At 72.9% G+C, this 19,831-nt stretch carries 22 protein-coding genes and 1 riboswitch; of the genes, 14 read left to right on the top strand and 8 right to left on the bottom strand.

Features of this window, described 5'->3' with window-relative positions; translation table 11 throughout:
• The first annotated feature begins 125 nt into the window (after positions 1-125).
• The 7 genes from ACFVHI_RS18855 to ACFVHI_RS18825 all read left to right on the top strand — a co-directional run bounded on the left by ACFVHI_RS18855 (position 126) and on the right by ACFVHI_RS18825 (position 3,462).
• Positions 126-548, top strand: coding sequence for a hypothetical protein (locus ACFVHI_RS18855; protein ID WP_380340720.1), 423 nt, complete (start codon positions 126-128; stop codon positions 546-548).
• Positions 545-1,201 carry a hypothetical protein gene (locus ACFVHI_RS18850; RefSeq protein WP_380340717.1) on the top strand — a complete coding sequence of 219 codons (657 nt, stop codon included), beginning with the start codon at positions 545-547 and terminating at the stop codon, positions 1,199-1,201. Before ACFVHI_RS18855 ends, ACFVHI_RS18850 begins: the two co-directional genes overlap by 4 nt.
• Entirely contained in the window at positions 1,165-2,007 is an 843-nt protein-coding gene (locus ACFVHI_RS18845) for a hypothetical protein (RefSeq protein ID WP_380340714.1), read from the top strand. The genes ACFVHI_RS18850 and ACFVHI_RS18845 overlap by 37 nt, the downstream gene beginning before the upstream one ends.
• Entirely contained in the window at positions 2,004-2,531 is a 528-nt protein-coding gene (locus ACFVHI_RS18840) for a GNAT family N-acetyltransferase (protein ID WP_380340711.1), read from the top strand. Before ACFVHI_RS18845 ends, ACFVHI_RS18840 begins: the two co-directional genes overlap by 4 nt.
• Entirely contained in the window at positions 2,501-2,719 is a 219-nt protein-coding gene (locus ACFVHI_RS18835) for a hypothetical protein (protein WP_380340708.1), read from the top strand. The genes ACFVHI_RS18840 and ACFVHI_RS18835 overlap by 31 nt, the downstream gene beginning before the upstream one ends.
• A 135-nt stretch (positions 2,720-2,854) precedes the next feature.
• Complete coding sequence (locus ACFVHI_RS18830) at positions 2,855-3,232, top strand: helix-turn-helix domain-containing protein (protein WP_380340706.1); 378 nt, start codon at positions 2,855-2,857, stop codon at positions 3,230-3,232.
• The gene (locus ACFVHI_RS18825; RefSeq protein ID WP_380340703.1) at positions 3,229-3,462 is read left to right on the top strand and encodes a hypothetical protein; all 234 of its coding nucleotides are present in this window, start codon (positions 3,229-3,231) and stop codon (positions 3,460-3,462) included. The genes ACFVHI_RS18830 and ACFVHI_RS18825 overlap by 4 nt, the downstream gene beginning before the upstream one ends.
• 22 nt (positions 3,463-3,484) lie before the next feature.
• On the opposite strand, the gene ACFVHI_RS18820 is transcribed toward ACFVHI_RS18825, so the two are convergent.
• The 6 genes from ACFVHI_RS18820 to ACFVHI_RS18795 all read right to left on the bottom strand — a co-directional run bounded on the left by ACFVHI_RS18820 (position 3,485) and on the right by ACFVHI_RS18795 (position 8,912).
• On the bottom strand, positions 3,485-3,736 hold the full coding sequence (locus ACFVHI_RS18820; RefSeq protein WP_380340700.1) for an HAD domain-containing protein: 252 nt from the start codon (positions 3,734-3,736) through the stop codon (positions 3,485-3,487).
• 100 nt (positions 3,737-3,836) lie between these two features.
• Positions 3,837-5,105 (bottom strand): MFS transporter, encoded by a 1,269-nt coding sequence (locus ACFVHI_RS18815; RefSeq protein ID WP_063350211.1) that lies wholly within the window; start codon positions 5,103-5,105, stop codon positions 3,837-3,839.
• Positions 5,106-5,165: 60 nt separating this feature from the next.
• Positions 5,166-5,867 carry a dienelactone hydrolase family protein gene (locus tag ACFVHI_RS18810; protein WP_380340696.1) on the bottom strand — a complete coding sequence of 234 codons (702 nt, stop codon included), beginning with the start codon at positions 5,865-5,867 and terminating at the stop codon, positions 5,166-5,168.
• A 54-nt stretch (positions 5,868-5,921) separates the two neighbouring features.
• Entirely contained in the window at positions 5,922-7,331 is a 1,410-nt protein-coding gene (locus ACFVHI_RS18805; RefSeq protein ID WP_380340693.1) for a sugar porter family MFS transporter, read from the bottom strand.
• Between the two features lie 241 nt (positions 7,332-7,572).
• Positions 7,573-8,226 carry an FMN-binding negative transcriptional regulator gene (locus tag ACFVHI_RS18800; RefSeq protein WP_380340690.1) on the bottom strand — a complete coding sequence of 218 codons (654 nt, stop codon included), beginning with the start codon at positions 8,224-8,226 and terminating at the stop codon, positions 7,573-7,575.
• A gap of 14 nt (positions 8,227-8,240) precedes the next feature.
• Positions 8,241-8,912, bottom strand: coding sequence for a pyridoxamine 5'-phosphate oxidase family protein (locus ACFVHI_RS18795; protein ID WP_063350215.1), 672 nt, complete (start codon positions 8,910-8,912; stop codon positions 8,241-8,243).
• A 34-nt stretch (positions 8,913-8,946) separates the two neighbouring features.
• Here ACFVHI_RS18795 and ACFVHI_RS18790 point away from each other — a divergent pair, with 34 nt between their 5' ends.
• Together ACFVHI_RS18790 and ACFVHI_RS18785 are read left to right on the top strand one after the other, a co-directional pair.
• Positions 8,947-10,284 (top strand): aminotransferase class I/II-fold pyridoxal phosphate-dependent enzyme, encoded by a 1,338-nt coding sequence (locus tag ACFVHI_RS18790; protein WP_063350216.1) that lies wholly within the window; start codon positions 8,947-8,949, stop codon positions 10,282-10,284.
• Positions 10,285-10,509: 225 nt separating this feature from the next.
• Complete coding sequence (locus ACFVHI_RS18785) at positions 10,510-11,727, top strand: GDSL-type esterase/lipase family protein (RefSeq protein ID WP_380340686.1); 1,218 nt, start codon at positions 10,510-10,512, stop codon at positions 11,725-11,727.
• 66 nt (positions 11,728-11,793) lie between these two features.
• Here ACFVHI_RS18785 and ACFVHI_RS18780 read toward each other — a convergent pair whose 3' ends face one another.
• Positions 11,794-13,152 (bottom strand): NAD(P)/FAD-dependent oxidoreductase, encoded by a 1,359-nt coding sequence (locus ACFVHI_RS18780; protein WP_063350218.1) that lies wholly within the window; start codon positions 13,150-13,152, stop codon positions 11,794-11,796.
• Positions 13,153-13,323: 171 nt separating this feature from the next.
• On the opposite strand from ACFVHI_RS18780, the gene ACFVHI_RS18775 reads away from it, so the two are divergent.
• The 4 genes from ACFVHI_RS18775 (at position 13,324) to purB (ending at position 16,647) form a co-directional block, all read left to right on the top strand.
• Complete coding sequence (locus ACFVHI_RS18775) at positions 13,324-14,079, top strand: HipA family kinase (RefSeq protein WP_380340683.1); 756 nt, start codon at positions 13,324-13,326, stop codon at positions 14,077-14,079.
• A complete protein-coding gene (locus tag ACFVHI_RS18770) occupies positions 14,076-14,492 on the top strand; it encodes a DUF3037 domain-containing protein (protein ID WP_063350220.1) in 417 nt (138 codons plus the stop codon). Before ACFVHI_RS18775 ends, ACFVHI_RS18770 begins: the two co-directional genes overlap by 4 nt.
• A gap of 119 nt (positions 14,493-14,611) precedes the next feature.
• Positions 14,612-15,067 carry a MarR family winged helix-turn-helix transcriptional regulator gene (locus ACFVHI_RS18765; protein ID WP_380340679.1) on the top strand — a complete coding sequence of 152 codons (456 nt, stop codon included), beginning with the start codon at positions 14,612-14,614 and terminating at the stop codon, positions 15,065-15,067.
• Between the two features lie 149 nt (positions 15,068-15,216).
• Positions 15,217-16,647, top strand: coding sequence for an adenylosuccinate lyase (gene purB, locus ACFVHI_RS18760; RefSeq protein ID WP_063350222.1), 1,431 nt, complete (start codon positions 15,217-15,219; stop codon positions 16,645-16,647).
• A gap of 24 nt (positions 16,648-16,671) precedes the next feature.
• On the opposite strand, the gene ACFVHI_RS18755 is transcribed toward purB, so the two are convergent.
• Positions 16,672-18,204 carry an MFS transporter gene (locus ACFVHI_RS18755; RefSeq protein ID WP_380340675.1) on the bottom strand — a complete coding sequence of 511 codons (1,533 nt, stop codon included), beginning with the start codon at positions 18,202-18,204 and terminating at the stop codon, positions 16,672-16,674.
• A gap of 312 nt (positions 18,205-18,516) precedes the next feature.
• A riboswitch (cyclic di-AMP (ydaO/yuaA leader) is annotated at positions 18,517-18,699 on the top strand.
• A gap of 2 nt (positions 18,700-18,701) precedes the next feature.
• On the opposite strand from ACFVHI_RS18755, the gene ACFVHI_RS18750 reads away from it, so the two are divergent.
• A complete protein-coding gene (locus tag ACFVHI_RS18750; protein WP_380340672.1) occupies positions 18,702-19,661 on the top strand; it encodes a peptidoglycan DD-metalloendopeptidase family protein in 960 nt (319 codons plus the stop codon).
• The last annotated feature ends 170 nt before the right edge of the window (positions 19,662-19,831 follow it).

Below are 19,831 nucleotides of genomic sequence, written 5' to 3'. Positions count from 1 at the left end.
CTTCGGGCGCCCACACACCTCCCGGCCCAGCGGACGCGCGAGGGCTCCGCCGGGTCGGGGGCACCACCGCACGACTGCCCGCCCGGGTACGGGCGGGCAGAGGTGAACCAGGATTGGAGATGTACATGAGCACCTCCGGTATCAAGTCCGGCATCGAGCTGGACGAGTTGGGCAAGTTCTTCACCATCACCGCGCGGTTCTTCGACGCGGGCCAGGCCGCTCCGCAGATGTTCTCCGCCGCCATCGACGCGGCGTGGCACGCCCTGGTCGCGGACCCGGCCGCGCACGAGGCGTTCGCCCTCCAGCACGCCGGCCGCAAGCTGTTCCACGCCGAAAGCACGGGTAGCGGCTTTATCTCCTGGGTGAGCGCCTACGAGCAGGCGTACGGCCCCCTGCCGGAGATCTGGTTCACCAACGCCGACGGCACGCTCAACTCCGAGGCCCTGGCCCGCTACCGGGACACCGGCGAGGTCTGGGCGGAGTGGGACTGCGGGCCGGTCGAAGGTGGCGACGGCGACGACCTGATCCCGGCGGCGTCCTACCTGTGATCACCACGCTGTTCGACGGAGCGTCCCGGCCAACCGCCGGGGCGCTCCGCCTCACCCACGCCCGCACCGAGAACCCCGTTGGCCTGGAGGTAGACAACTACCTCGCCGACCTGTACGAGCACTGCCCGTTCCTGCGGCCCTCCACCCGCCGGGGCATGACCGGCTGGACGGTCTACGAGATCACCTCGGGGAGCCACCAGTACGCGGTGGAAGCGGAGTTGTTCTACGCCGGGGTGCAGGCCGCTGAGTGGGTCCGTCCGCTGACGGGCCGCGCTTTCGGCGTCCTCGCGTGCGAGAACATCGTGCTGCGCGGGCACTGCGAAGGCGCGGACCACCGTGAGCTGTTGGCCTGGCCGCACTGGGCGCTGAAGCACCTGTACGCCCCCGTCGGGATCATGTTCGGCAAGTTCCCCCAGGGCGTTGCCGAGACCGGCCACAGCGGTCGGAACATCCCGCCGCCGCCCTTCTCGTTCCTCCCGGTGCGGGCGGGCGTCCGACCGCTGGACCCGAAGTTCCTGGGAGCCACGCCCGACCTTGCGGCAGCGTTGGCGGTCTCGGCCGATGACGGCCGAGACGTCTTTGAGCACATCCCTTGTGAGTGGAAGGCAGTTCGAGAATGGGCGAGTTCCTTGCCGAGGCCCGCGAGGCGCTGAAGGCCGCGGAAACCATCTGTGGGCCGGTGGAGTTGGAGGAGATCAGCAACCGCCGGGGCTCGGCGGTGTGGAAGGCCAACGGCCCGCTCGGCGCGGCGAGCATCAAGCTCGGCACCGGCGAGGCCGCCGAGGTCACCGCCCGCGAAGCCTCCGTGCTGGACCAGCTCCCCGGCTACGCCGTGACGGCCGGCCGCTTCGCGGGTGGCGTGTGGTACGTGACGCCGTGGCTAGCCGGGCCCTCCACCTGGGAGGTCTTCCGTCCCGTCCGCAAGGCCGAGGCCGGACGCGACAAGGCCCTGGCCGCTGCGGTTGACCTGTGCCGCGCCGTGGCCGACTTTCACGCGGACGGTTGGGTGCACGGGGACCTCCAGCCCCAGCACGGCGTGCACACCCCCGACGGTGTCCGCCTCCTCGACTTCGCCTGGTCCCGCAGGCTCGGTAACATCCCGTGGTCGACGTTCGACGGCACGATGATCCACCTCACCGCGCCCGAACTCGCCGCGCGGATCATCAACGGCCCCCAGCCCGTTGACACGACGCCGAGCGCCGACGTCTACGCCCTCGCCGGAACCCTGTGGACCTGCGTCACCGGCACGTGGCCGCTGGACTACGAGACCGCCGGCCTGACCAAGGGCACGCCGCTGGAAGACCGCCGCAAGGCCATCGCCCACCGCGCCGTCCCGCTCTCCACCGCGATGCCCTGGCCCGCCCTCCAAGCCCGACTGCGGTACGTCCTGCTGGCCGGCCCCGACGACCGGCCGACCGCCGCCGAGCTGACCAAACTCGTTGGGGCGGTTGACGGATGATCGAACTGCGCGAACTGACCCCTGGCGACGCCGGGGCAGTGCAGCGGATCTACGGCCCCGAGCCGGTCAAGTTCCTGGGCCGCAGCCCGCTGGACGCCGCCGACGCCCGGCGGTACGTGGCCCACGCCATCACGTCGGCGCAGCGAACGCCGCGCCTGCTCCACACCCTCGGTCTCACCGTGAACGACGACCTCCTCGGGGTCGTCAAGCTCCACCTGGACCGCGCCGCCGCCGCCTTGAGCTACATCCTGCGTGCGGACGCCTGGGGCCGGGGCTACGCCACCGAAGGCGTGCGCAAGGCCCTCGCCCTGGGCCTGGGACACCTCCGCCTGCCGGAGATCCACGCCCGACACCACCCGGCCAACCCGGCCTCCGGCCGCGTCCTCCTCAAGGCGGGCTTCACCCCGACTGGGGAGCACGCCGGATTCCTGACCTACGCCATCCGCCCGGCCGGCAGACCGACCGGCCACCCCCAGCACACCCGGAGCACCACATGGAACGAGCCCTCCTCGTCGCCGTCCTGATCACCTACGTGGTGGGCGGCGTCCGCTTCTACCGCGAAGAGGTGGACGGGACGACCGACCTGACCAAGGTGATGGACGGCACCGGTGTTCCCGGCAAGCTGCGGTACGTCCGCGTCGGCGAGCACCGCAGCGTCGAGATCTGGCAGCGGGGCCTGTCCTTCGACATCCGCGTGATCCGGGAACTCTGACCATCTCGCACCCCCGCCGCCTCAACCCCGGTAGCGGGACCGCCCCCGTTCTGCGACTGCCCCCGCTGCCGCAGAACGGGGGCCTTCTCATCGGACGCACCACCGCGGACCGCGCCCGCCAGGCAGGAGAAGCAGATGCTTGAGCAGCCGGACTTCGGGCGCAGACTGCGCCAGCTCCGGGAGGAACGGGGAATCACGGCCCGACAACTGGCCGGGGCCGGGTACTCCCCGCCCCATATTTCGCGGGTCGAGACAGGGGTACGCAACCCCACCCCGACGTTCCTCGCCTGGGTCAGCCACCAACTGAAGATCAACCCCACCGAGTTCGACCACCTACCCGAAGAACCCGAAGACGCCATCGACCTGATCGAGATGGCCACGCAGCTGGGAGTACCGCCCCGCTGGCGTCGCCCGTTCGTCGCCGCCGTGCTCGCACTCGCCCACGGCTGTCAGGCCGAACACCTTACGGAGCAACCATGTGGGCCAACACCACGCAGGACCGCCATGCCATGATCAGGGCACTCGCGATCGCCGCTTTACCGGCCATCGCCCACCGCTACGCCTCGGGGGTCGGCGTGAGGGTCCTGGGCACCATGTACGGCTGCGACCCGAAGTGGCTGCGCGACCTGTTGCTCAGGTCCGGCTACACCGTCCGACCGCTGGAAGAGTCCACGGCCCTGCGCCCCGCCGCCCCCGCGTCGTGGGAACCGATCCCGCTGCCGAAGTGGACACGGCTTCCCTGACGCTGGATACCGTGTGCGGCGATCACGCCGTGGCCCCTTGCACCTCAGCCCATTTCCGCAGGTCGGGAACAAGGTGCAAGCTCGGTGCGTTCTTCCAGGTGGTGGCCCACACGAGTTCGTAGGTGCCGGCCAGCTCGCGCAGCCAGGCGCCGTGCCGTGCGGAGAGGAGCACCGAGTAGCCGAGCAGGGTGTGAGTGTCGAACCCGGCGTCCGGGTGCGGGCAGACCGGGTTGAGCACCCCGTCGACGTCCAGGAACAACAGCGGCTTCGGCACCAGTGGCCCCCCAGAGACGGTGGTGTGACTTACCTGGTCGGACGAACCTGGCGTACCAGTGGTTGCGTACGGCCGGGCGCACGCGGGGCGCACGGGGCGCTCACGGCGCGGCCACCGGCTCGGCGGCGGCCACCGGTGCGTCGGCGGTGCTCCTGCGGGCCAGCCGGCGGACCTGAGGCTCCAGCAGCACGACCGCGCTGAGCACCAGGCAGACGACGGCGCAGGCCCACAGCGCGCCCGAGAGGCCGAGCACCGTGGCCGCCGGGCCGGCCAGCGCGATGCCGATCGGGGACAGCGAGAAGGAGCCGAGCTCGTCGTACGCGGCGACCCGGGAGAACATCTCCTCGGGGATCTCCTGCTGGAGCGCGATCATCCAGTTGACGCCGAAGACGGTGACGCCGACCCCGGACAGGAACATCGCGAGGGCGAGCAGCGGCAGCGGCGCCTCCGCCGCCAGCGCCAGGGCGGGCACGCCGAACAGGAACACCCCCCAGTTGCCGACCAGCAGGATCCGGCGGGGCCGCCAGCGGGCCATCAGCACGCCGGTCACCACCAGCCCGACGCCATAGGCGGCCATCGCCAGGCCCCAGTCGGACGCCCCGCCGAGGCGCTCCTTGGCGACCGTCGGCCCGTACACCGACTCGACCGCGCCGATGCAGGCGACCAGGACGGAGAACTGCGCCACGACCACCCAGAGCCAGCGGCGGGAGGCGAACTCCCGCCAGCCCTCCCGCAGATCGCGCAGCATGCTGTGGCCCTGCGGGGCGGGCGCCTGCTCGGCCTCCAGGAAGAACCGGAGCGAGGCGGCGACCAGGAAGCAGGCGCCGTCCAGGGCGAGCACCCAGCCGGGGCCGACGGCGGCGGTGAGCGCGCCGCCGAGCGCGGCGCCGCCGATCTGGGAGGCGTTCTGGCCCATCCGGAAAACCGAGAAGGCCCGGGCGGCGTGCTCCGGGGCGACGGCCTGCAGCATCATGCCGCCGGAGGCGGGGGAGTAGAGCGCGTACCCGGCGCCGCCGGCGGCGGAGAGCAGCATCAGCTGCCAGAGCCGGATGTCCCCGGACAGCACCAGCGCCGCCAGGACGACCTGGGACAGGCCGCTGAACAGGTTGGCGGCGACCATGAGGTGGTGCCGGGGCATCCGGTCGGCGAGGGCGCCGCCGACCACCAGGAGCAGGACGGTGGGCAGCAGCCGGGCGGCGGTGACGTAGCCGACCTCGGACGTGGTGCCGCCGTGGCCGAGCACGGCGAAGGCGGTGGCGATGGGGGCGCCGGCGTTGCCGAGGCCGCTGACCACGGTGGCGGCGGTCTGGATGCGGAAGTTACGGCTCGCCCAGGCGAGGCGGCGGGGGCGCGGGGGTCGGGTCGGCACCTGGAGACTATGACCGCGGTTCGTACAGCTGTCCATCGGGTTTTCGCGGCTGGGACGGGCTCAGCCCAGGTGGCCCCAGAGGAAGGTGAGGGTGCGGCGCCAGGCGGTCGCGGCCTGGAGCGGGTCGTAGGTGCCGAGCGGGTTCTCGTCGTTCATGAAGGCGTGGCCGGCCGGGTAGAAGTGGATCTCGGGGCGGATGTCGGTGGCCTCGCCGATCCGGATCGCGGCCTCGTCGACGGCGGCCATCGGGATCGAGCCGTCCAGTTCGCCGAAGTGCCCCAGGACGTGGGCGGTCAGGCCCCGGTAGTCGAAGTCCGGGTCGGGCGGGAGGCCGTAGAAGGGCACCACCGCGGCGACCCGGTCTCCCTCCCGGGCGGCCAGCAGCAGGGCGAAGCCGCCGCCCATGCAGAAGCCGACCACGCCGACCGCGTCGCCGACCACGCCCTCCAGGGCGAGCAGGTGGTCGACGGCCCCGGAGAGGTCCTCGACGGCCCGCTCGACCGGGAGTTCGCGGGTGAGCCGGGCCGCCTCGGTGCGGTCGTGGGTGGTGGCGCCGCCGAACAGGTCGGGGGCCAGCACGGTGAAGCCCTCGGCGGCGAAGCGGTCGGCCATCGTCGCGACGTGCGGGGTGAGGCCCCACCACTCCTGCACCACCACCAGGCCCGGCCCGACGCCCTGGGGCGGGCGGGCCAGGTACCCGTGCGCGGTACGGCCGTTGCTCGGGAAGGCGACGTTCTGCCGGGAGCCGCCCTGGTCAGGCATGGGTTCCTCGCGGGGGGTCGGGCCGGATGCGGCGGGGACTCGACGGGGGCGGGCTCAGCCCATCTCCTCCAGGGCGCGGCCCTTGGTCTCCTTGATACAGAAGGCCACGAACGGGATGGAGAGCAGCGCGAAGGCCGCGTAGATGACGTACGTCGCCGACAGGTTCCAGTCGGCGAGGTTGGGGAAGCTGACGGTGATCGCCCAGTTGGCGATCCACTGGGCCGAGGCGGCGACGGACAGCGCGAGCGCGCGGATCCGGTTGGGGAACATCTCGCCGAGCAGGACCCAGACCACCACGCCCCAGGAGAAGGCGAAGCAGAGCACGAAGACGTGCGCCGCGACCAGGGCGACGGTGGCGTGGGTGTTGTCGAGGGTGGCGGTGTCCCCCGTGCCCTGCCGGTACGAGAACGCCCAGGCGGCGGTGCCCAGCGCGAGCGCCATGCCGATCGAGCCGGCCAGGGCGAGCGGCTTGCGGCCGATCCGGTCCACCAGCGCCATCGCGATCACCGTGCCGATCACGTTGATGATCGAGGTGGAGAGGCTGATCAGCAGCGAGTTGGACTCGTTGATGCCGACCGACTGCCAGAGGAAGGAGGAGTAGTAGAAGATCACGTTGATGCCGACGAACTGCTGGAACACCGAGGCCCCGATGCCGACCCAGACGATCGGCAGCAGGCCGAACCGCCCGCCGAGCAGGTCCTTGAGCCGGGGCTTGTGCGAGGACTCCAGCACCGCGCGGATCTCCGCGACCCGGGTGTCCAGGTCGACGTCCTCGCCCTCCACCTCGCGCAGCACCTTGCGGGCCTGGTCCTCCCGGTGGTCGGCGATCAGGTAGCGCGGCGACTCCGGGATGGCGAGCGCCATCAGCCCGTACACCAGGGCCGGGATGGTCTCCACGCCGAGCATCCACTGCCAGGCCTGGATGCCGCCCAGGTGGCCGGTGGACTCGCCGCCGGCGGCCTGGTTGATCGCCCAGTTGGCGAGCTGGGAGACGGTGATGCCGAGCACGATCGCCATCTGCTGGAAGGAGGCGAGCCGGCCTCGGTAGGCGGTCGGCGCGACCTCGGCGATGTAGGTCGGCGCGATCACCGAGGCGATGCCGATCGCGATGCCGCCGACCACGCGCCAGGTGGCCAGCACCTGGATGCTCGGCGGGAACATCGAGCCGATGCCGCTGATCGCGAACAGGGTGGCGGCCAGCAGCATGGTGCGGACCCGGCCGAGGTGGTCGGCGAGCCGGCCGGCGGCCACCGCGCCGGCCGCCGAGCCGAGCAGCGCGATGGCCACCACGAAGGCCGTTTCGCCGTTGCCCACGGCGAAGTGCTTCTGGATGCCCGTCACCGCACCGTTGATCACCGCGCTGTCGTAGCCGAACAGGAACCCGCCCATCGCGGCGGCGGCGGAGATGAAGATGACGTGCCCGAGATGGGCCTCGCCCGCCCGGTGGCTGTTGAGTGTGGACAAGCGCGCTCCCCGAGGTGGACGGGCCCGCTCTGACGGCCGAGTGGGCAGGGCTCGTCTCACATTCGAGCAGCGGCGGGGCCGCCCTGCTCGAATTGGGGGCCGATCGGGTGATCCGGGGTCAGTCACCAGGGGCGCGATGGGCCATTCGCGCCGGGAGCGTGAACGGTCGGACGCGCCCCCGGGCCAGCCGGTGCGCCTGCCGGGCCAGTTGACGTGCCCCCGGTCGGTCGGTGCGCCCCGGTCAGCCGACGCGCCGCTGGTGCCGGCGCAGCAGTTGGGCGCGGGCGGCGGCGTCCTGGTCGCGCCGGGGGTGCGGGGCGTTCGCGCGGCCGGCCTCGCGCTCGGCCAGCCGGTCGGCGATCGCGTGCTGGGCGTCGGCCGGCTTCTTGTCGTCGTACTTGAACTTGGCGCGCACCTCGCGGACCGTCAGGCGGAGCCCGCGCAGGCCGGGCAGCAGCCGGGAGAACTCGCCCTCACCGGGCACCACCCGGGTGTCCGGCGTCTCCGGCTGGAAGTGCGCCAGCTGGCGGTTGAGGATCTCCGCCTTGCCCGCCGCGGACTCGACGAGCTCGGCGGTGCAGTGGAAGTGGACGGAGGCGTAGTAGCTGGTGGGCGTGCCCGGCTCGCCGCGCCAGTGGCCGGGCGCGAAGGCGTAGCCGTCGGTGACCGCGAGGGTGACCTGCGGGTCGGCCCGGACGGCGGCCAGCAGCGGGTTGGGCGTGGCGAGGTGGAGCAGGATCTCGCCGCGCTCGGCGTCCAGCAGGAAGTGCGTCGGGACGAGCACCGGGCCCTCGCCCGGTCCGCCGTTGGCGGCGAGCAGGCCGAAGTCGCGGCCCTCGGCCAGCCAGGCGCGCCACTCCTGTTCGTCGCCGCGGTCCCAGGATCTGATCAGCATCGGCGGGCCCTCCGTCAGCGGGGGTAGCCGCGCAGGTGCGCGGGCAGCGGGACGGTGGTGGAGTCGGCGGGCTCGGGGGTGCCGTGCACGGTGGTGACCGGGATCAGGCCGGACCAGTGGGGCAGGTCGAGGTCCTCCGGGTCGTCGTCGGCGCCGTCGTCGCGGGTCTTGGCCGAGACCTCGTCCAGGTCGAGCCGCAGGACGGCGGTGGCGGCGAGTTCCTTGGCGTTGGCCGGGCGGACGTCGGCGGAGCGGCCGGGGATCGCGTGGTCGACCAGCGCGGCCAGCGCGACGTCCAGCTCCTCGGGGTCGGTGACCTGGTGGGCGGTGCCGTGGGCGACGACCGAGCGGAAGTTGACCGAGTGGTTGAACGCGGACTTGGTCAGCACCAGCGCGTCGACCAGGGTGACGGTGAGGCAGACCGGCAGGCCCTGGTCGGCGGAGGCGTTGCGCAGCGGACGGCTGCCGGTGGAGCCGTGGACGTACAGTCGGCCGCCGACGCGGGCGTAGATGGTCGGCAGGACGACGGGGGCGCCGTCGGCGACGAAGCCGAGGTGGCAGATGTACGCGTGGTCGAGGATGTCGTGGATCGCCTCCTGCTCCCAGGTGGCGCGGTCCTTGTAGCGGGTGGGGGTGGTGCGGGGGGTGCGGGAGTAGCTGGCGGAGCCTTCTGAAGGGGCCGACATGACAACCTCTATGTACTAGTGCATAATTTACTTTGTGCTAGGAGACTATCCGCTGAAAGGGCGACGCGCCAGCGAAATCGCGTCCCACATCGAACAGGGCGTGAGCACCGGACGCCTCGCCCCCGGAACCGCGCTGCCCCCGCTGCGCGACCTCGCCGCCGAACTCGGCGTCAACCCCAACACCGTCGCCGCCGCCTACCGGCTGCTCCGCGACCGCGGGGTGATCGAGACCGCCGGCCGCAAGGGCAGCCGGATCCTCCCCAGGCCCGCGCTCACCCCGCGCGACCAGATCCGCGTCCCCGTCCCCCCGCACGCCCGCGACCTGTCCGCCGGCAACCCCGACCCGGCGCTGCTGCCCGACCTCGCCCCGGTCCTCGCGGCCGCCGCCGAGGCCGCCCACGCCGAGCCCGTCCTGTACGGGCACCCGGCCATCGACCCCGGGCTGCTCGCGCTCGCCCGCGCCTCCTTCGAGACCGACGGCCTGCCCGGCGGCCCGATCGCCGTCGCCTCCGGCTCGCTCGACACCATCGAGCGCATCCTCGCCACCCGGCTGCGCCCCGGCGACGCCGTCGCCGTCGAGGACCCGGGCTGGGGCAGCCTGCTCGACCTGCTGCCCGCGCTCGGCCTGCGGCCCGCGCCCGTCCGGCTGGATGACGAGGGTCCGCTGCCCGACTCGCTCGCCGTCGCGCTGGCCGAGGGCGCCCGCGCGGTGGTGGTCACCAGCCGGGCGCAGAACCCGACCGGCGCCGCGGTCACCGCCCGCCGGGCCGAGGAGCTGCGGGCCGTCCTGGCCGAGCACCCCGGCGTGCTGCTGATCGAGGACGACCACGGGCACGGCATGGTCGACCAGCCGTACCACTCGCTGGTGGGTGCCGGCGCGCGGCACTGGGCCGTGGTGCGCTCGGCGGCCAAGGCGTACGGCCCGGACCTGCGGCTCTCGGTGGCCGTCGGCGACGAGGACACCATCGGACGGGTGACCGGGCGGCTGCGCCTCGGCGCAGGCTGGGTCAGCCACCTGCTCCAGCGGGCCGTCGCCGAGCTGTGGCGCACCGACGCGGTGCCGGTCGCCCGGGTGGCCGGCGTCTACCGGGCCCGCCGGGACGCGCTGCTCGGCGAACTCGCCGCGCGCGGCATCGAGGCGCACGGCGAGAGCGGACTGAACGTCTGGGTGCCGGTGCCGGACGAGACCTCCGTGCTGGTGGCGCTGGTGCAGCGCGGCTGGGTCGCGGCGCCCGGCGCGCGCTACCGCATCCAGTCCCCGCCCGGGCTGCGGCTCACCGTGGCCCAGCTGGAACCGGCGGACGCGCAGCGGCTGGCCGAGGACCTGGCGGCCGTGCTGGGGGCGGGCGGGGCCGGCTCGCGGCTGGTGTGAACCGGGCTCCGCCGGTCCGGTTCGACCCGTGCGCTCCGCCGGTCTGAACCCGGTGCTCCGCTGGTCTGAACCCGGCGGTAACAAAGCGGGAAACCTGGTGCAGATACCTAGCGGTAACCAGTGCGGGCATGTCATGTTCATCGCGCCACCGGCCGGCGGCCCACCCTCACCTAGGCGTCTTCCCGTCCCCACCGCACGGGAAGACCGAGCCGCAGGAGTTCCGCCGTGCCCGAAAACAGTTCGAGCATCACCCGCAGCGCCCCTCGACTCCGCCGACGGCTGCTCACCGCGGCCCTCGCCCTCCCGCTGGCCGCCGGCGGTCTGATGGCCGGCGGCCTCGCCGCCGCCGCGCCGGCCGCCGCGGCCTCCTCCATACCCCTCGCCGCACCGGGCGGCCCCACCGCCAGCGTCACGCTCGGCGACAGCTACATCTCCGGCGAGGCCGGCCGCTGGATGGGCAACGCCGCCGGCACCAGCGGCAGCCGGGCCGGTACCGACCGCGCCTGGAACGGCAGTTCCGCCGACGCCTCCCGGATCTACGGCCCCACGGCCGCGAGCGGCTGCGACCGCTCCGACGTCGCCGAGGTGCTCAGCGCCTCCACCGGCGCGCAGAACGAGATCAACCTGGCCTGCTCCGGCGCCGTCACCGCGAACATCTTCCGCGCCGCCAACGGCGGCCAGACGCTCAAGGGCGAGGCCCCGCAGGCCGACCAACTCGCCACCGTGGCACGGCAGAACAACGTCAAGCTGATCACGCTGTCGATCGGCGGCAACGACCTCGGCTTCGGCGGCATCATCTCCAACTGCGTCCAGGACTACCTCATCTGGTACTCCTACTGCCACGACTCCGCGCAGTCCTCGATCGACTCGAAGATGCCCACGGCGATGGCCGGGGTCGGCAAGGCGATCGACGAGATCCGCGCGGTGATGGCCGGCGCCGGCTACGCGCAGGGGGACTACCGCCTCGTCCTGCAGTCCTACCCCTCGCCGATCCCGCGCAGCGCCGAGATGCGCTACCCGGAGAGCGGCTGGACCCGCTCGAACACCGGTGGCTGCCCGTTCTGGGACGGTGACGCCGACTGGGCGCGCGACTCGATGGTGCCGCAGATCTCCAAGTCGCTGGCCGGGGTCGCGGCGTCCAAGGGCGCCCAGTTCCTCGACCTCTCCGACATGCTGCAGGGCCGTGAGGTCTGCTCGACGGCCACCCGGCAGCCGACCGCCACCGCCGGACCGTCCGCGACCACCAGCGAATGGGCACGCTTCCTGGACGGCGGCCTCAACTCCACGCAGGGCGTGCTGCAGGAGTCGATGCACCCCAACTACTACGGGCAGCAGGCGCTCGGGCGCTGCCTGACCCTGCTGTGGGGGCAGAGCAGCGGCGACTACGCGTGCCGCAACACGGCGGGGCAGGACGCGGGCGGGATGTACCTGGCGGCGCGGTGACGCTGTGACGTTGTGGCGCTCGGCGCCCGTTCTCCGGATCGGTTCCGGAGGCGGGCGCCGGGTGGCTCAGCCCTTGGCGAGCAGGGCCTGGGCGTGCGCCCGGACCTGGTCCTTCGTCAAGTAGGCGTCGGTGTACTCGAAATCGCGCATCCGGGCGGGCTGCCGGGCGAGGAAGCCGGTCCGGACGAAGTCGTCCCCGGCGGTCGCGTTGAGCAGCCAGTTGGCGCTCACCCGGAACTTGGCCGCGTTGGTGCGCATCGCCATCAGGTGGTAGCCGCGGGCCACCAGTTGGGCCGGCACCCCGTGCAGCTCCACGCCGAGCGGCTTGGACACCGCGTCCTTGCCGCCCAGGTCGACCACCAGGCCCAAGTCCTTGTGGTAGTAGGGCTCCAGAGGCTGGTCGCGGAGCGCGGCGATCACGTTGTCGGCCACCACGCGGCCCTGCCGGGCGGAGTGCTGGGCGGTCGGCGGGCAGACCGCGCCGTCGCCCTTGGCGAGGTCCGGCACGGCGGCCGCGTCGCCCAGCGCGAACACGCTCTCGAACTGCGGCACCCGCATCTCCGCCGTCACCGCGAGCCGGCCGCGGACCGTCTCCGCGTCCAGCGTGCCGATCAGCGGGCTCGCGGCCACCCCGGCGGTCCAGATCAGCGTGCGGCAGGGCAGCACCCTGCCGTCGGTGAACTTGACCGACTCGGCGCCGACTTCGGCCACCGAGACGCCCAGCGACACCTCGATGCCGCGGCCGCGCAGCACCTCCAGAGCGGCCAGGCCCAGCGCGTCGCCCAGCTCCGGCATCAGCTTCGGGGCGATGTCGATCAGGTGCCACTTGATCTGCCGGGTGTCCAGGCGCGGATAGCGGTGGGACGCGGCGGTGGTCAGACGCTGCAGGCAGGCGGCCGTCTCGGTGCCCGCGTAGCCGCCGCCGACGACCACGAACTGGAGCCGGGACTCGCGTTCCCGCTGGTCCAAGGTGGCCGAGGCGAGGTCGAGTTGGGCGATCACGTGGTCGCGGACGTAGGCCGCCTCGGCGAGCGTCTTCATCCCGCGGGCGTAGTCGGTCAGGCCGGGGATGTCGAAGGTGCGGGTGACGCTGCCGGGGGCGAGGACCAGGTAGTCGTACTTCTGCGCCACCACCTCGTCGGTGATCTTGCGGACCACGCACACCTTGGAGGCCGGGTCCACGCCGATCGCGCCGCCCGGAACGATGTGGGTGCGGCGCAGCGTGCGGCGCAGGGAGACCGCGACCGACTGCGGGGTCAGCACGCCGGCCGCGACGTGCGGCAGCAGGGGCAGGTAGAGCTGGTAGCTGAACGGTGTGACCAGCGAGATCTCGGCCTCCGACGGCGCGAGCTTGCGTTCGAGTCGGCGGGCGCACTCCAGGCCGGCGAAGCCACCGCCCACGATCAGGATCCGAGGTCGTTCCATCGCTCATCCCTTTGCCGTGCAGGTCGTAACCGCGAAGGTCCCCATTGCTGTCCGCCACACTCGCACGGAGCAGCGGGGGCTGCCACCGGGGTGGGGCGGATGGTGGAGGGGTGGGACGGGGGGCGTACGGAGGGGAGGAGGTGACGGGTCGGCACCGATAGGCTGTGGGGCGTGCTCCCCGAGGTGACGGCGGTCCGTTATGTGACGCCACTGCGAGAAGGCGGCTCGATGCCGGGCCTGGTCGAGGCCGACGACCGGCGGCTGTACGCGCTGAAATGGGTCGGCGCGGCGCAGGGCCGGAAGGCGTTGGTGGCGGAGGTGCTGGCCGGGGAGTTGGGCCGGCAGCTCGGGCTGCCGGTGCCGGAGCTGGTGACGGTCGACCTGGATCCGGTGCTGGCCCGCAGCGAGCCGGACCAGCAGGTCCAGGACCAGATGCGGGCCAGTGGCGGGACCAACCTCGGGATGGCCTTCGTCAGCGGCGCGCTCAACTTCGACCCGCTCTGCTTCGAGGTGGATCCGGAGCTGGCCGGCCAGGTGCTCTGGTTCGACGCGCTGATCGGCAACGTCGACCGCTCCTGGCGCAACCCCAACCTGCTGGTGGCGACCGGCGGGCTGCGGCTGATCGACCACGGCGCGAGCCTGATCTTCCACCACCACTGGGCGGGCGCCGCCGCCTGGGTGCGCCGCCCGTACGACGCCTCCGACCACGCGCTGCTGCGGGCCCGGCCGGACCTGACGGCCGCGGACAAGGCGCTCGCGCCGCTCGCGGAGGCCGCGATCGAGGGCGCGGTGGCGAGGATCCCGGAGGTCTGGCTGCTGGACGAGCCAGGCTTCGACTCGCCCGAGGCGGTGCGCGCCGCGTACCGCGCCCAGCTGACCGGCCGGCTGGCCGGTCAGCGCGACTGGCTGCCGGAGGTGCCCGCATGACCGAGCCGAGGACGCCCGCGCTGCCGGCCGCCGTCGAACTGCACGACTACGAGTACGCCGTGATCCGCGCGGTGCCGCGGGTGGAGCGCGGCGAGTGCGTCAACGTCGGGGTGCTGCTGTACTGCCGGCAGAACGGGTATCTGGCCGCGCGCACGCACCTGGACCAGGCCCGGCTGCTGGCGCTCGACCCGGTGGCGGACGTGCACGGGGTGCGGCGGGCGCTGCACGGGATCGAGGCGGTGTGCGCCGGGGGCCCGCAGGCCGGTCCGGCGGCGGGGGACAGCCCGGGGCAGCGGTTCCGCTGGCTGACCGCTCCGCGCAGCGCGATCGTCCAGCCGGGGCCGGTGCACACCGGGCTGACCGCGGACCCGGAGCCGGAGCTGCGGCACCTGTTCGATCAGCTGGTGCTCTAAGCTCTGTCGACCGGCCGGAGGCTCTGTCGACCGGCCGGTGCTGCAGTTCTGGTCAAGCCGTCGACGGTTGCCGTGGTCAAAGCTTGAGTTGCTGAAGCACTCGGCCGTACGCTGACCCCATGGGTTCGACAGCGACGACGACCGTACCGACCAACGCCGAGTTGATGGAGGCGTTGGCCGCCGTCGGCGCCGCGTATTTCCAGGACTTCGCGGCGGCCGCGGCCCGGCACGGGCTCTCCTCCTCGCAGGCCAAGGCGCTCGGCGCGGTGCAGGAGCCGGTGCCGATGCGGGCGCTGGCCGGACGGCTGGGCTGCGACGCCTCCAACGTCACCGGGATCGTGGACCGGCTGGAGACTCTGCGCCTGGCCCACCGGGAGGCCGCCGCCGGCGACCGCCGGGTGAAGATCGTCGTGATCACGGACGAGGGCCGGGAGATCCTGAACCGCATCCGCGGTGAGATGGCCCGCACCCACCAGGCGTTCGAGGCGATGACCGACGAGCAGCGGATCGCGCTGCACTCGATCTGCGGGCAGGTCCTGCCGGTGCTGGCCGGCCGGGCCGGCGCCGGGCAGTAAGCCGCGCAGTGAGCCGCCCGGTAACGGACCGCGCCGCGCCCGGCGGGAGCCGCCGGGCGGGCCCGGTCGGAGCCGTCCGCTCCGGCCCGGGCCGGAGCCGCCCGATGCGCCGACGTTCCGGCTGACCTCGGCTGTTAGGCTTGCGAAGCGTGAGCGCGAAGCCCCAGATCCCCAATGTCCTGGCCTCCCGGTACGCCTCGGCGACCCTGGCCCAGCTGTGGTCCCCCGAGCACAAGGTGGTCCTTGAGCGCCACCTGTGGCTCGCCGTCCTGAAGGCCCAGCAGGACCTCGGTGTCGAGGTACCGGCGAACGCCGTCGCCGACTACGAGCGGGTGATCGACCAGGTCGACCTCGGCTCGATCGCCGCCCGTGAGCGGGTCACCCGCCACGACGTGAAGGCCCGGATCGAGGAGTTCAGCGAACTCGCCGGCCACGAGCAGATCCACAAGGGCATGACCTCCCGGGATCTGACCGAGAACGTCGAGCAGCTGCAGATCCGCCAGTCGCTGGAGCACGTGCGCGACCGTACGGTGGCCGTGCTGGTCCGGCTGGCCCGCCTGGCCGCCCAGCACTCCGAGCTGGTCATGGCCGGCCGCTCGCACAACGTGGCCGCGCAGGCCACCACCCTGGGCAAGCGCTTCGCGTCGATCACCGACGAGCTGCTGGTCGCCTTCCGCCGCCTGGAGGAGCTGATCGCCCGCTACCCGCTGCGCGGGATCAAGGGCCCGGTCGGCACCGCCCAGGACATGCTGGACCTGCTCGGTGGCGACACCGACAAGCTCGCCGAGCTGGAGCGCCGGGTCGCCGGGCACCTCGGCTTCGACAACGTGTTTATCAGCGTCGGCCAGGTCTACCCGCGCTCGCTGGACTTCGAGGTGCTCACCGCCCTCGTCCAGCTGGCCGCCGCGCCGTCCAGCCTGGCCAAGACCATCCGTCTGATGGCCGGCCACGAGCTGGTCACGGAGGGCTTCAAGGAGGGCCAGGTCGGCTCCTCGGCGATGCCGCACAAGATGAACACCCGCTCCTGCGAGCGCGTCAACGGCCTGGCCGTCATCCTGCGCGGCTACGCCTCGATGACCGGCGAGCTGGCCGGCGACCAGTGGAACGAGGGTGACGTCTCCTGCTCGGTGGTGCGCCGGGTCGCGCTGCCGGACGCCTTCTTCGCCTTCGACGGCCTGCTGGAGACCTTCCTGACCGTCCTCGACGAGTTCGGCGCCTTCCCCGCCGTGATCGAGGCCGAGCTGGACCGCTACCTGCCGTTCCTCGCCACCACCAAGGTGCTGATGGGCGCGGTGCGTGCGGGCGTCGGCCGGGAGACCGGGCACGAGGTCATCAAGGAGCACGCCGTCGCCTCCGCGCTGGCGATGCGTGCGGGTGGCCGCGAGAACGAGCTGCTGGACCGGCTGGCCGCCGACGAGCGGATCCCGCTGGACCGGGCCGGGCTGGACGCGCTGCTGGCCGACCGGCTCTCCTTCACCGGTGCGGCCGGCGCCCAGGTCGCCGAGGTGGTCCGCCAGGTGGAGGCCGTCGCCGCCGCCTACCCGGAGGCCGCCAAGTACGCGCCGGCCGACATTCTCTGACGGGCAGTACTTCCTGACGATTCGTCAGCTGGCTGAGGGCCCTGCCGCCGATCCGGTGGCGGGGCCCTCGTCCGTGTGGACGTGGCCCGGGTCGAGCGGCGGGGTGGTGCCGCAGGCCCACTCGCAGTCCGGCTCGGCCACCGGGCGGTCCACCGGCGCGAGCACGTTGCCGCGGACGGTGGCGAAGGCCGTCAGCCCGCCGGTGACCAGCAGCCCGGCGCAGATCAGCATCGCGGTGCGGAAGGCGGAGTCCACGGCGGACGGCACCCGGTAGGCGTCGCCGCTCAGCCCGGCGAGCGAGGGCAGCGCGGCGACCGCGAGCAGCCCGGCCGCGCGGGCGGCGGCGTTGTTGACGCCGCTGGCGATGCCCGCGTGCCGGACCTCGACGGCGGCCAGCACCGTCGCCGTCAGCGGCGCGACCAGCAGGGTCATCCCGCAGCCCAGCACCGTGACGGCGGGCAGCACGTCCGCCCAGTAGGAGGAGCCGGGGCCGATGCGCAGCATCAGCAGCACCCCGGCGGCGCACAGCAGCGGACCGACGGTGAGCGGGATCCGGGGGCCGATCCGCTTGCCCAGCCGCCCGGCGCGCGCCGACAGGGTCAGCATCAGCACGGTGATCGGGACCAGGGCGAGGCCGGAGACCAGCGGGGAGAAGCCGGAGACGATCTGCAACTGCACCACCAGCAGGAAGAACACCCCGCTGAACGCCGCGTAGACGCAGAGGGTGACCAGGTTGACGGCGGTGAACAGCCGGGAGGAGAAGAGGCCGAGCGGCAGCATCGGCTCGGCGGCGCGGCGCTCGACCGCGATGAAGGCCGCGCCGAGCAGCAGGCCGATCGCGCCGGTGAGCCAGACCGCGGGGGACAGGCCCTCTCCGGCGGCGGTCAGCGCGTAGGTGATCGCGCCGAGGGCGAGCGCGGCGAGCAGCGCGCCGAGCACGTCGAAGCGGCCGACGGCGCTCTCGTTCCGGCTCTCGGGGACGAACCGGGAGGTGACCGCGACCACGGCGGCCGCGAGCGGCAGGTTCAGCAGGAAGATCCACCGCCAGCCGGGGCCGTCCACCAGCCAGCCGCCGAGGAAGGGGCCGACCGCGGCCGACACCCCGCCGAGGCCCGACCACAGGCCGACCGCCGCCGAGCGGTCGTCCGGGTGGAAGACGGCTTGCAGTATGGCGAGCGAACCGGGGGTGAGCAGCGCCCCGCCGATGCCCTGGACGGCGCGGGCGGCGATCAGCACGTGGATGGTGGGGGCGGCGGCGCAGGCCGCGGAGGCGGCGGCGAACCAGAGCACGCCGATCAGGAAGACCCGGCGCCGGCCGTACCGGTCGCCGAGCGCGCCGCCGAGCAGGATCAGTCCGGCCAGGGTGAGCAGATAGGCGTTGAGCGTCCACTGCAGGGACGCGAGGGAGGCGCCGAGATCGGTGCCGATGCGGGGCAGCGCGACGTTCACCACGGTGCCGTCGAGCATCGCCATGCTGGAGCCGAGCACCGTCGCGAGGAGGACCCAGCGTCCCCGCGAGGTGCCCAGGCGCAGTGTTCCTGCTTCGGAGGTGGCCACGGGCCGATCCTGCGCCCGTGGGGCGTACGTGACAAGGGTCACCGGGGGGTGTGTCGGTGGGTGCGCGGTGCGTGAGCGGGTGGGTGCGCAGCGGTGGCGGAATCGGCGCAGCGTCGTGGATCAGTGGCGCCGGGTGAATGGATTGTGCACGTACGGTGCAGCCGATCATTCGGAGGGTCACCGCAGCTCGGGGGGTTGTTGCCGGTTCAAGTGATCGACATTGCTTCACCCGAACGGATGGGTTTTAGTTCAGCGACCGCCCGGCCAGTCCGGACGGATCCACCGGGTGGAACGCCGAATCCTGCCGCTGCCCGGTGGCTCGCACCGAACTCTGTACGGCAGGAGCGGGGGACCCACAGGTAAGTCGCCGGACCGGAAACGGCACGCTTTCGCGTACCCGGATCCAGGGCCGGCTAGGGGTGAAGCCGCATGTGCGGCCGGGCAACTCCAGCCCGAACCCGACAGCTCACCTCGCAGGCGTCGGAGAGGAAAATTCCATGCCTGCACAGGCTCGTCGTATCGCCCTGCCCCGCGCCGCCCGCATCGGGATCGCCACCGCCGTCACCGGTGTCTCCTTCGCACTGCCGCTCGTCACCGCGATGAGCGCCCAGGCCTACCCCGCGCCGGCCGCCGCCGTCACCGCCGCCCCGGCCGCGGCTCCCGCCGACCAGGCCCAGGCCCCGTCGCAGGAGAGCTACCGCGTCGTCAGCGGCGACACCCTGTCCCGGATCGCCGACGCCCAGCACGTCGACGGCGGCTGGCAGGCGCTGTACGACCACAACCGCGAGGTCGTCGGCGGCAACCCGGACCTGATCTTCCCCGGTCAGCAGCTCGTGATCGCCGGCCAGGCCGCCCCGGCCAAGCCCGCCGCCCCGGCGAAGCCCGCCCAGCCGTCCGCCCAGGACGCCGCGCCGGCCACCACCGCCGCCAAGCCGCAGGCCCAGCTGGAGGTCCGGACCGAGGCGGCCAAGCCGTCCGCCCAGCTCCAGACCCAGCTGCAGACCGCCGCGCCGACCACCGCGGTCACCGCCGTGCCGGTCGCCGCCGCCTCCGCCTTCGTCGCCCCGCTGGCCAGCCCGAAGCTGGGCACCGCCTACGGCGTGGCCGGCTCGATGTGGGCCTCCGGCCACCACACCGGCCAGGACTTCGTCGCCTCCACCGGCACCCCGCTGCGCGCCGTCGGCAACGGTGTCGTGGTGAAGGCCGGCAACGGCGGCGCCTACGGCAACGAGGTCGAGATCAAGCTCGCCGACGGCCACTTCGCCGAGTACGCGCACCTCTCCTCGATCGGTGTGAAGATCGGTCAGGCCGTCAAGGCCGGACAGCAGATCGGCCTCTCCGGTGCGACCGGCAACGTGACCGGCCCGCACCTGCACTTCGAGATCCGCAACGGCTCGGAGTACGGCTCGGACATCAACCCGGTCGCCTACCTGCGGGCCCACGGCGTCGCGCTCTGACCAGTGCCGGATGTGCCGGATGTGCCGGATGAGGAACCACCGCTGCTACGGGGCGAATCGACCGCCCGGGATGGTCATGTCGGGTGACCGCTCGACCGGGTGATCGCCGCAGCAGTGGACATGGGCGCGGGACACGCCCAGGCCGGCCCGGCTCGCGAGACTTCTCTCGC

The sequence above is a fragment of the Kitasatospora sp. NPDC127121 genome (genome assembly GCF_042677305.1).
Taxonomy (GTDB): Bacteria; Actinomycetota; Actinomycetes; order Streptomycetales; family Streptomycetaceae; genus Kitasatospora.
Note: the sequence above shows the minus strand (reverse complement) of the source record. Positions and strands in the feature narration are given on the sequence as shown.

Coding starts and splice junctions, on each gene's coding strand:
- ACFVHI_RS18855 (WP_380340720.1), top strand. CDS start 126: ATGAGCACCTCCGGTATCAAGTCCGGCATCGAGCTGGACGAGTTGGGC.
- ACFVHI_RS18845 (WP_380340714.1), top strand. CDS start 1,165: ATGGGCGAGTTCCTTGCCGAGGCCCGCGAGGCGCTGAAGGCCGCGGAA.
- ACFVHI_RS18840 (WP_380340711.1), top strand. CDS start 2,004: ATGATCGAACTGCGCGAACTGACCCCTGGCGACGCCGGGGCAGTGCAG.
- ACFVHI_RS18835 (WP_380340708.1), top strand. CDS start 2,501: ATGGAACGAGCCCTCCTCGTCGCCGTCCTGATCACCTACGTGGTGGGC.
- ACFVHI_RS18830 (WP_380340706.1), top strand. CDS start 2,855: ATGCTTGAGCAGCCGGACTTCGGGCGCAGACTGCGCCAGCTCCGGGAG.
- ACFVHI_RS18825 (WP_380340703.1), top strand. CDS start 3,229: ATGATCAGGGCACTCGCGATCGCCGCTTTACCGGCCATCGCCCACCGC.
- ACFVHI_RS18810 (WP_380340696.1), bottom strand. CDS start 5,867: ATGCCTGACCAGGGCGGCTCCCGGCAGAACGTCGCCTTCCCGAGCAAC.
- ACFVHI_RS18800 (WP_380340690.1), bottom strand. CDS start 8,226: ATGCTGATCAGATCCTGGGACCGCGGCGACGAACAGGAGTGGCGCGCC.
- ACFVHI_RS18795 (WP_063350215.1), bottom strand. CDS start 8,912: ATGTCGGCCCCTTCAGAAGGCTCCGCCAGCTACTCCCGCACCCCCCGC.
- ACFVHI_RS18780 (WP_063350218.1), bottom strand. CDS start 13,152: ATGGAACGACCTCGGATCCTGATCGTGGGCGGTGGCTTCGCCGGCCTG.
- ACFVHI_RS18770 (WP_063350220.1), top strand. CDS start 14,076: ATGACCGAGCCGAGGACGCCCGCGCTGCCGGCCGCCGTCGAACTGCAC.
- ACFVHI_RS18765 (WP_380340679.1), top strand. CDS start 14,612: ATGGGTTCGACAGCGACGACGACCGTACCGACCAACGCCGAGTTGATG.
- ACFVHI_RS18750 (WP_380340672.1), top strand. CDS start 18,702: ATGCCTGCACAGGCTCGTCGTATCGCCCTGCCCCGCGCCGCCCGCATC.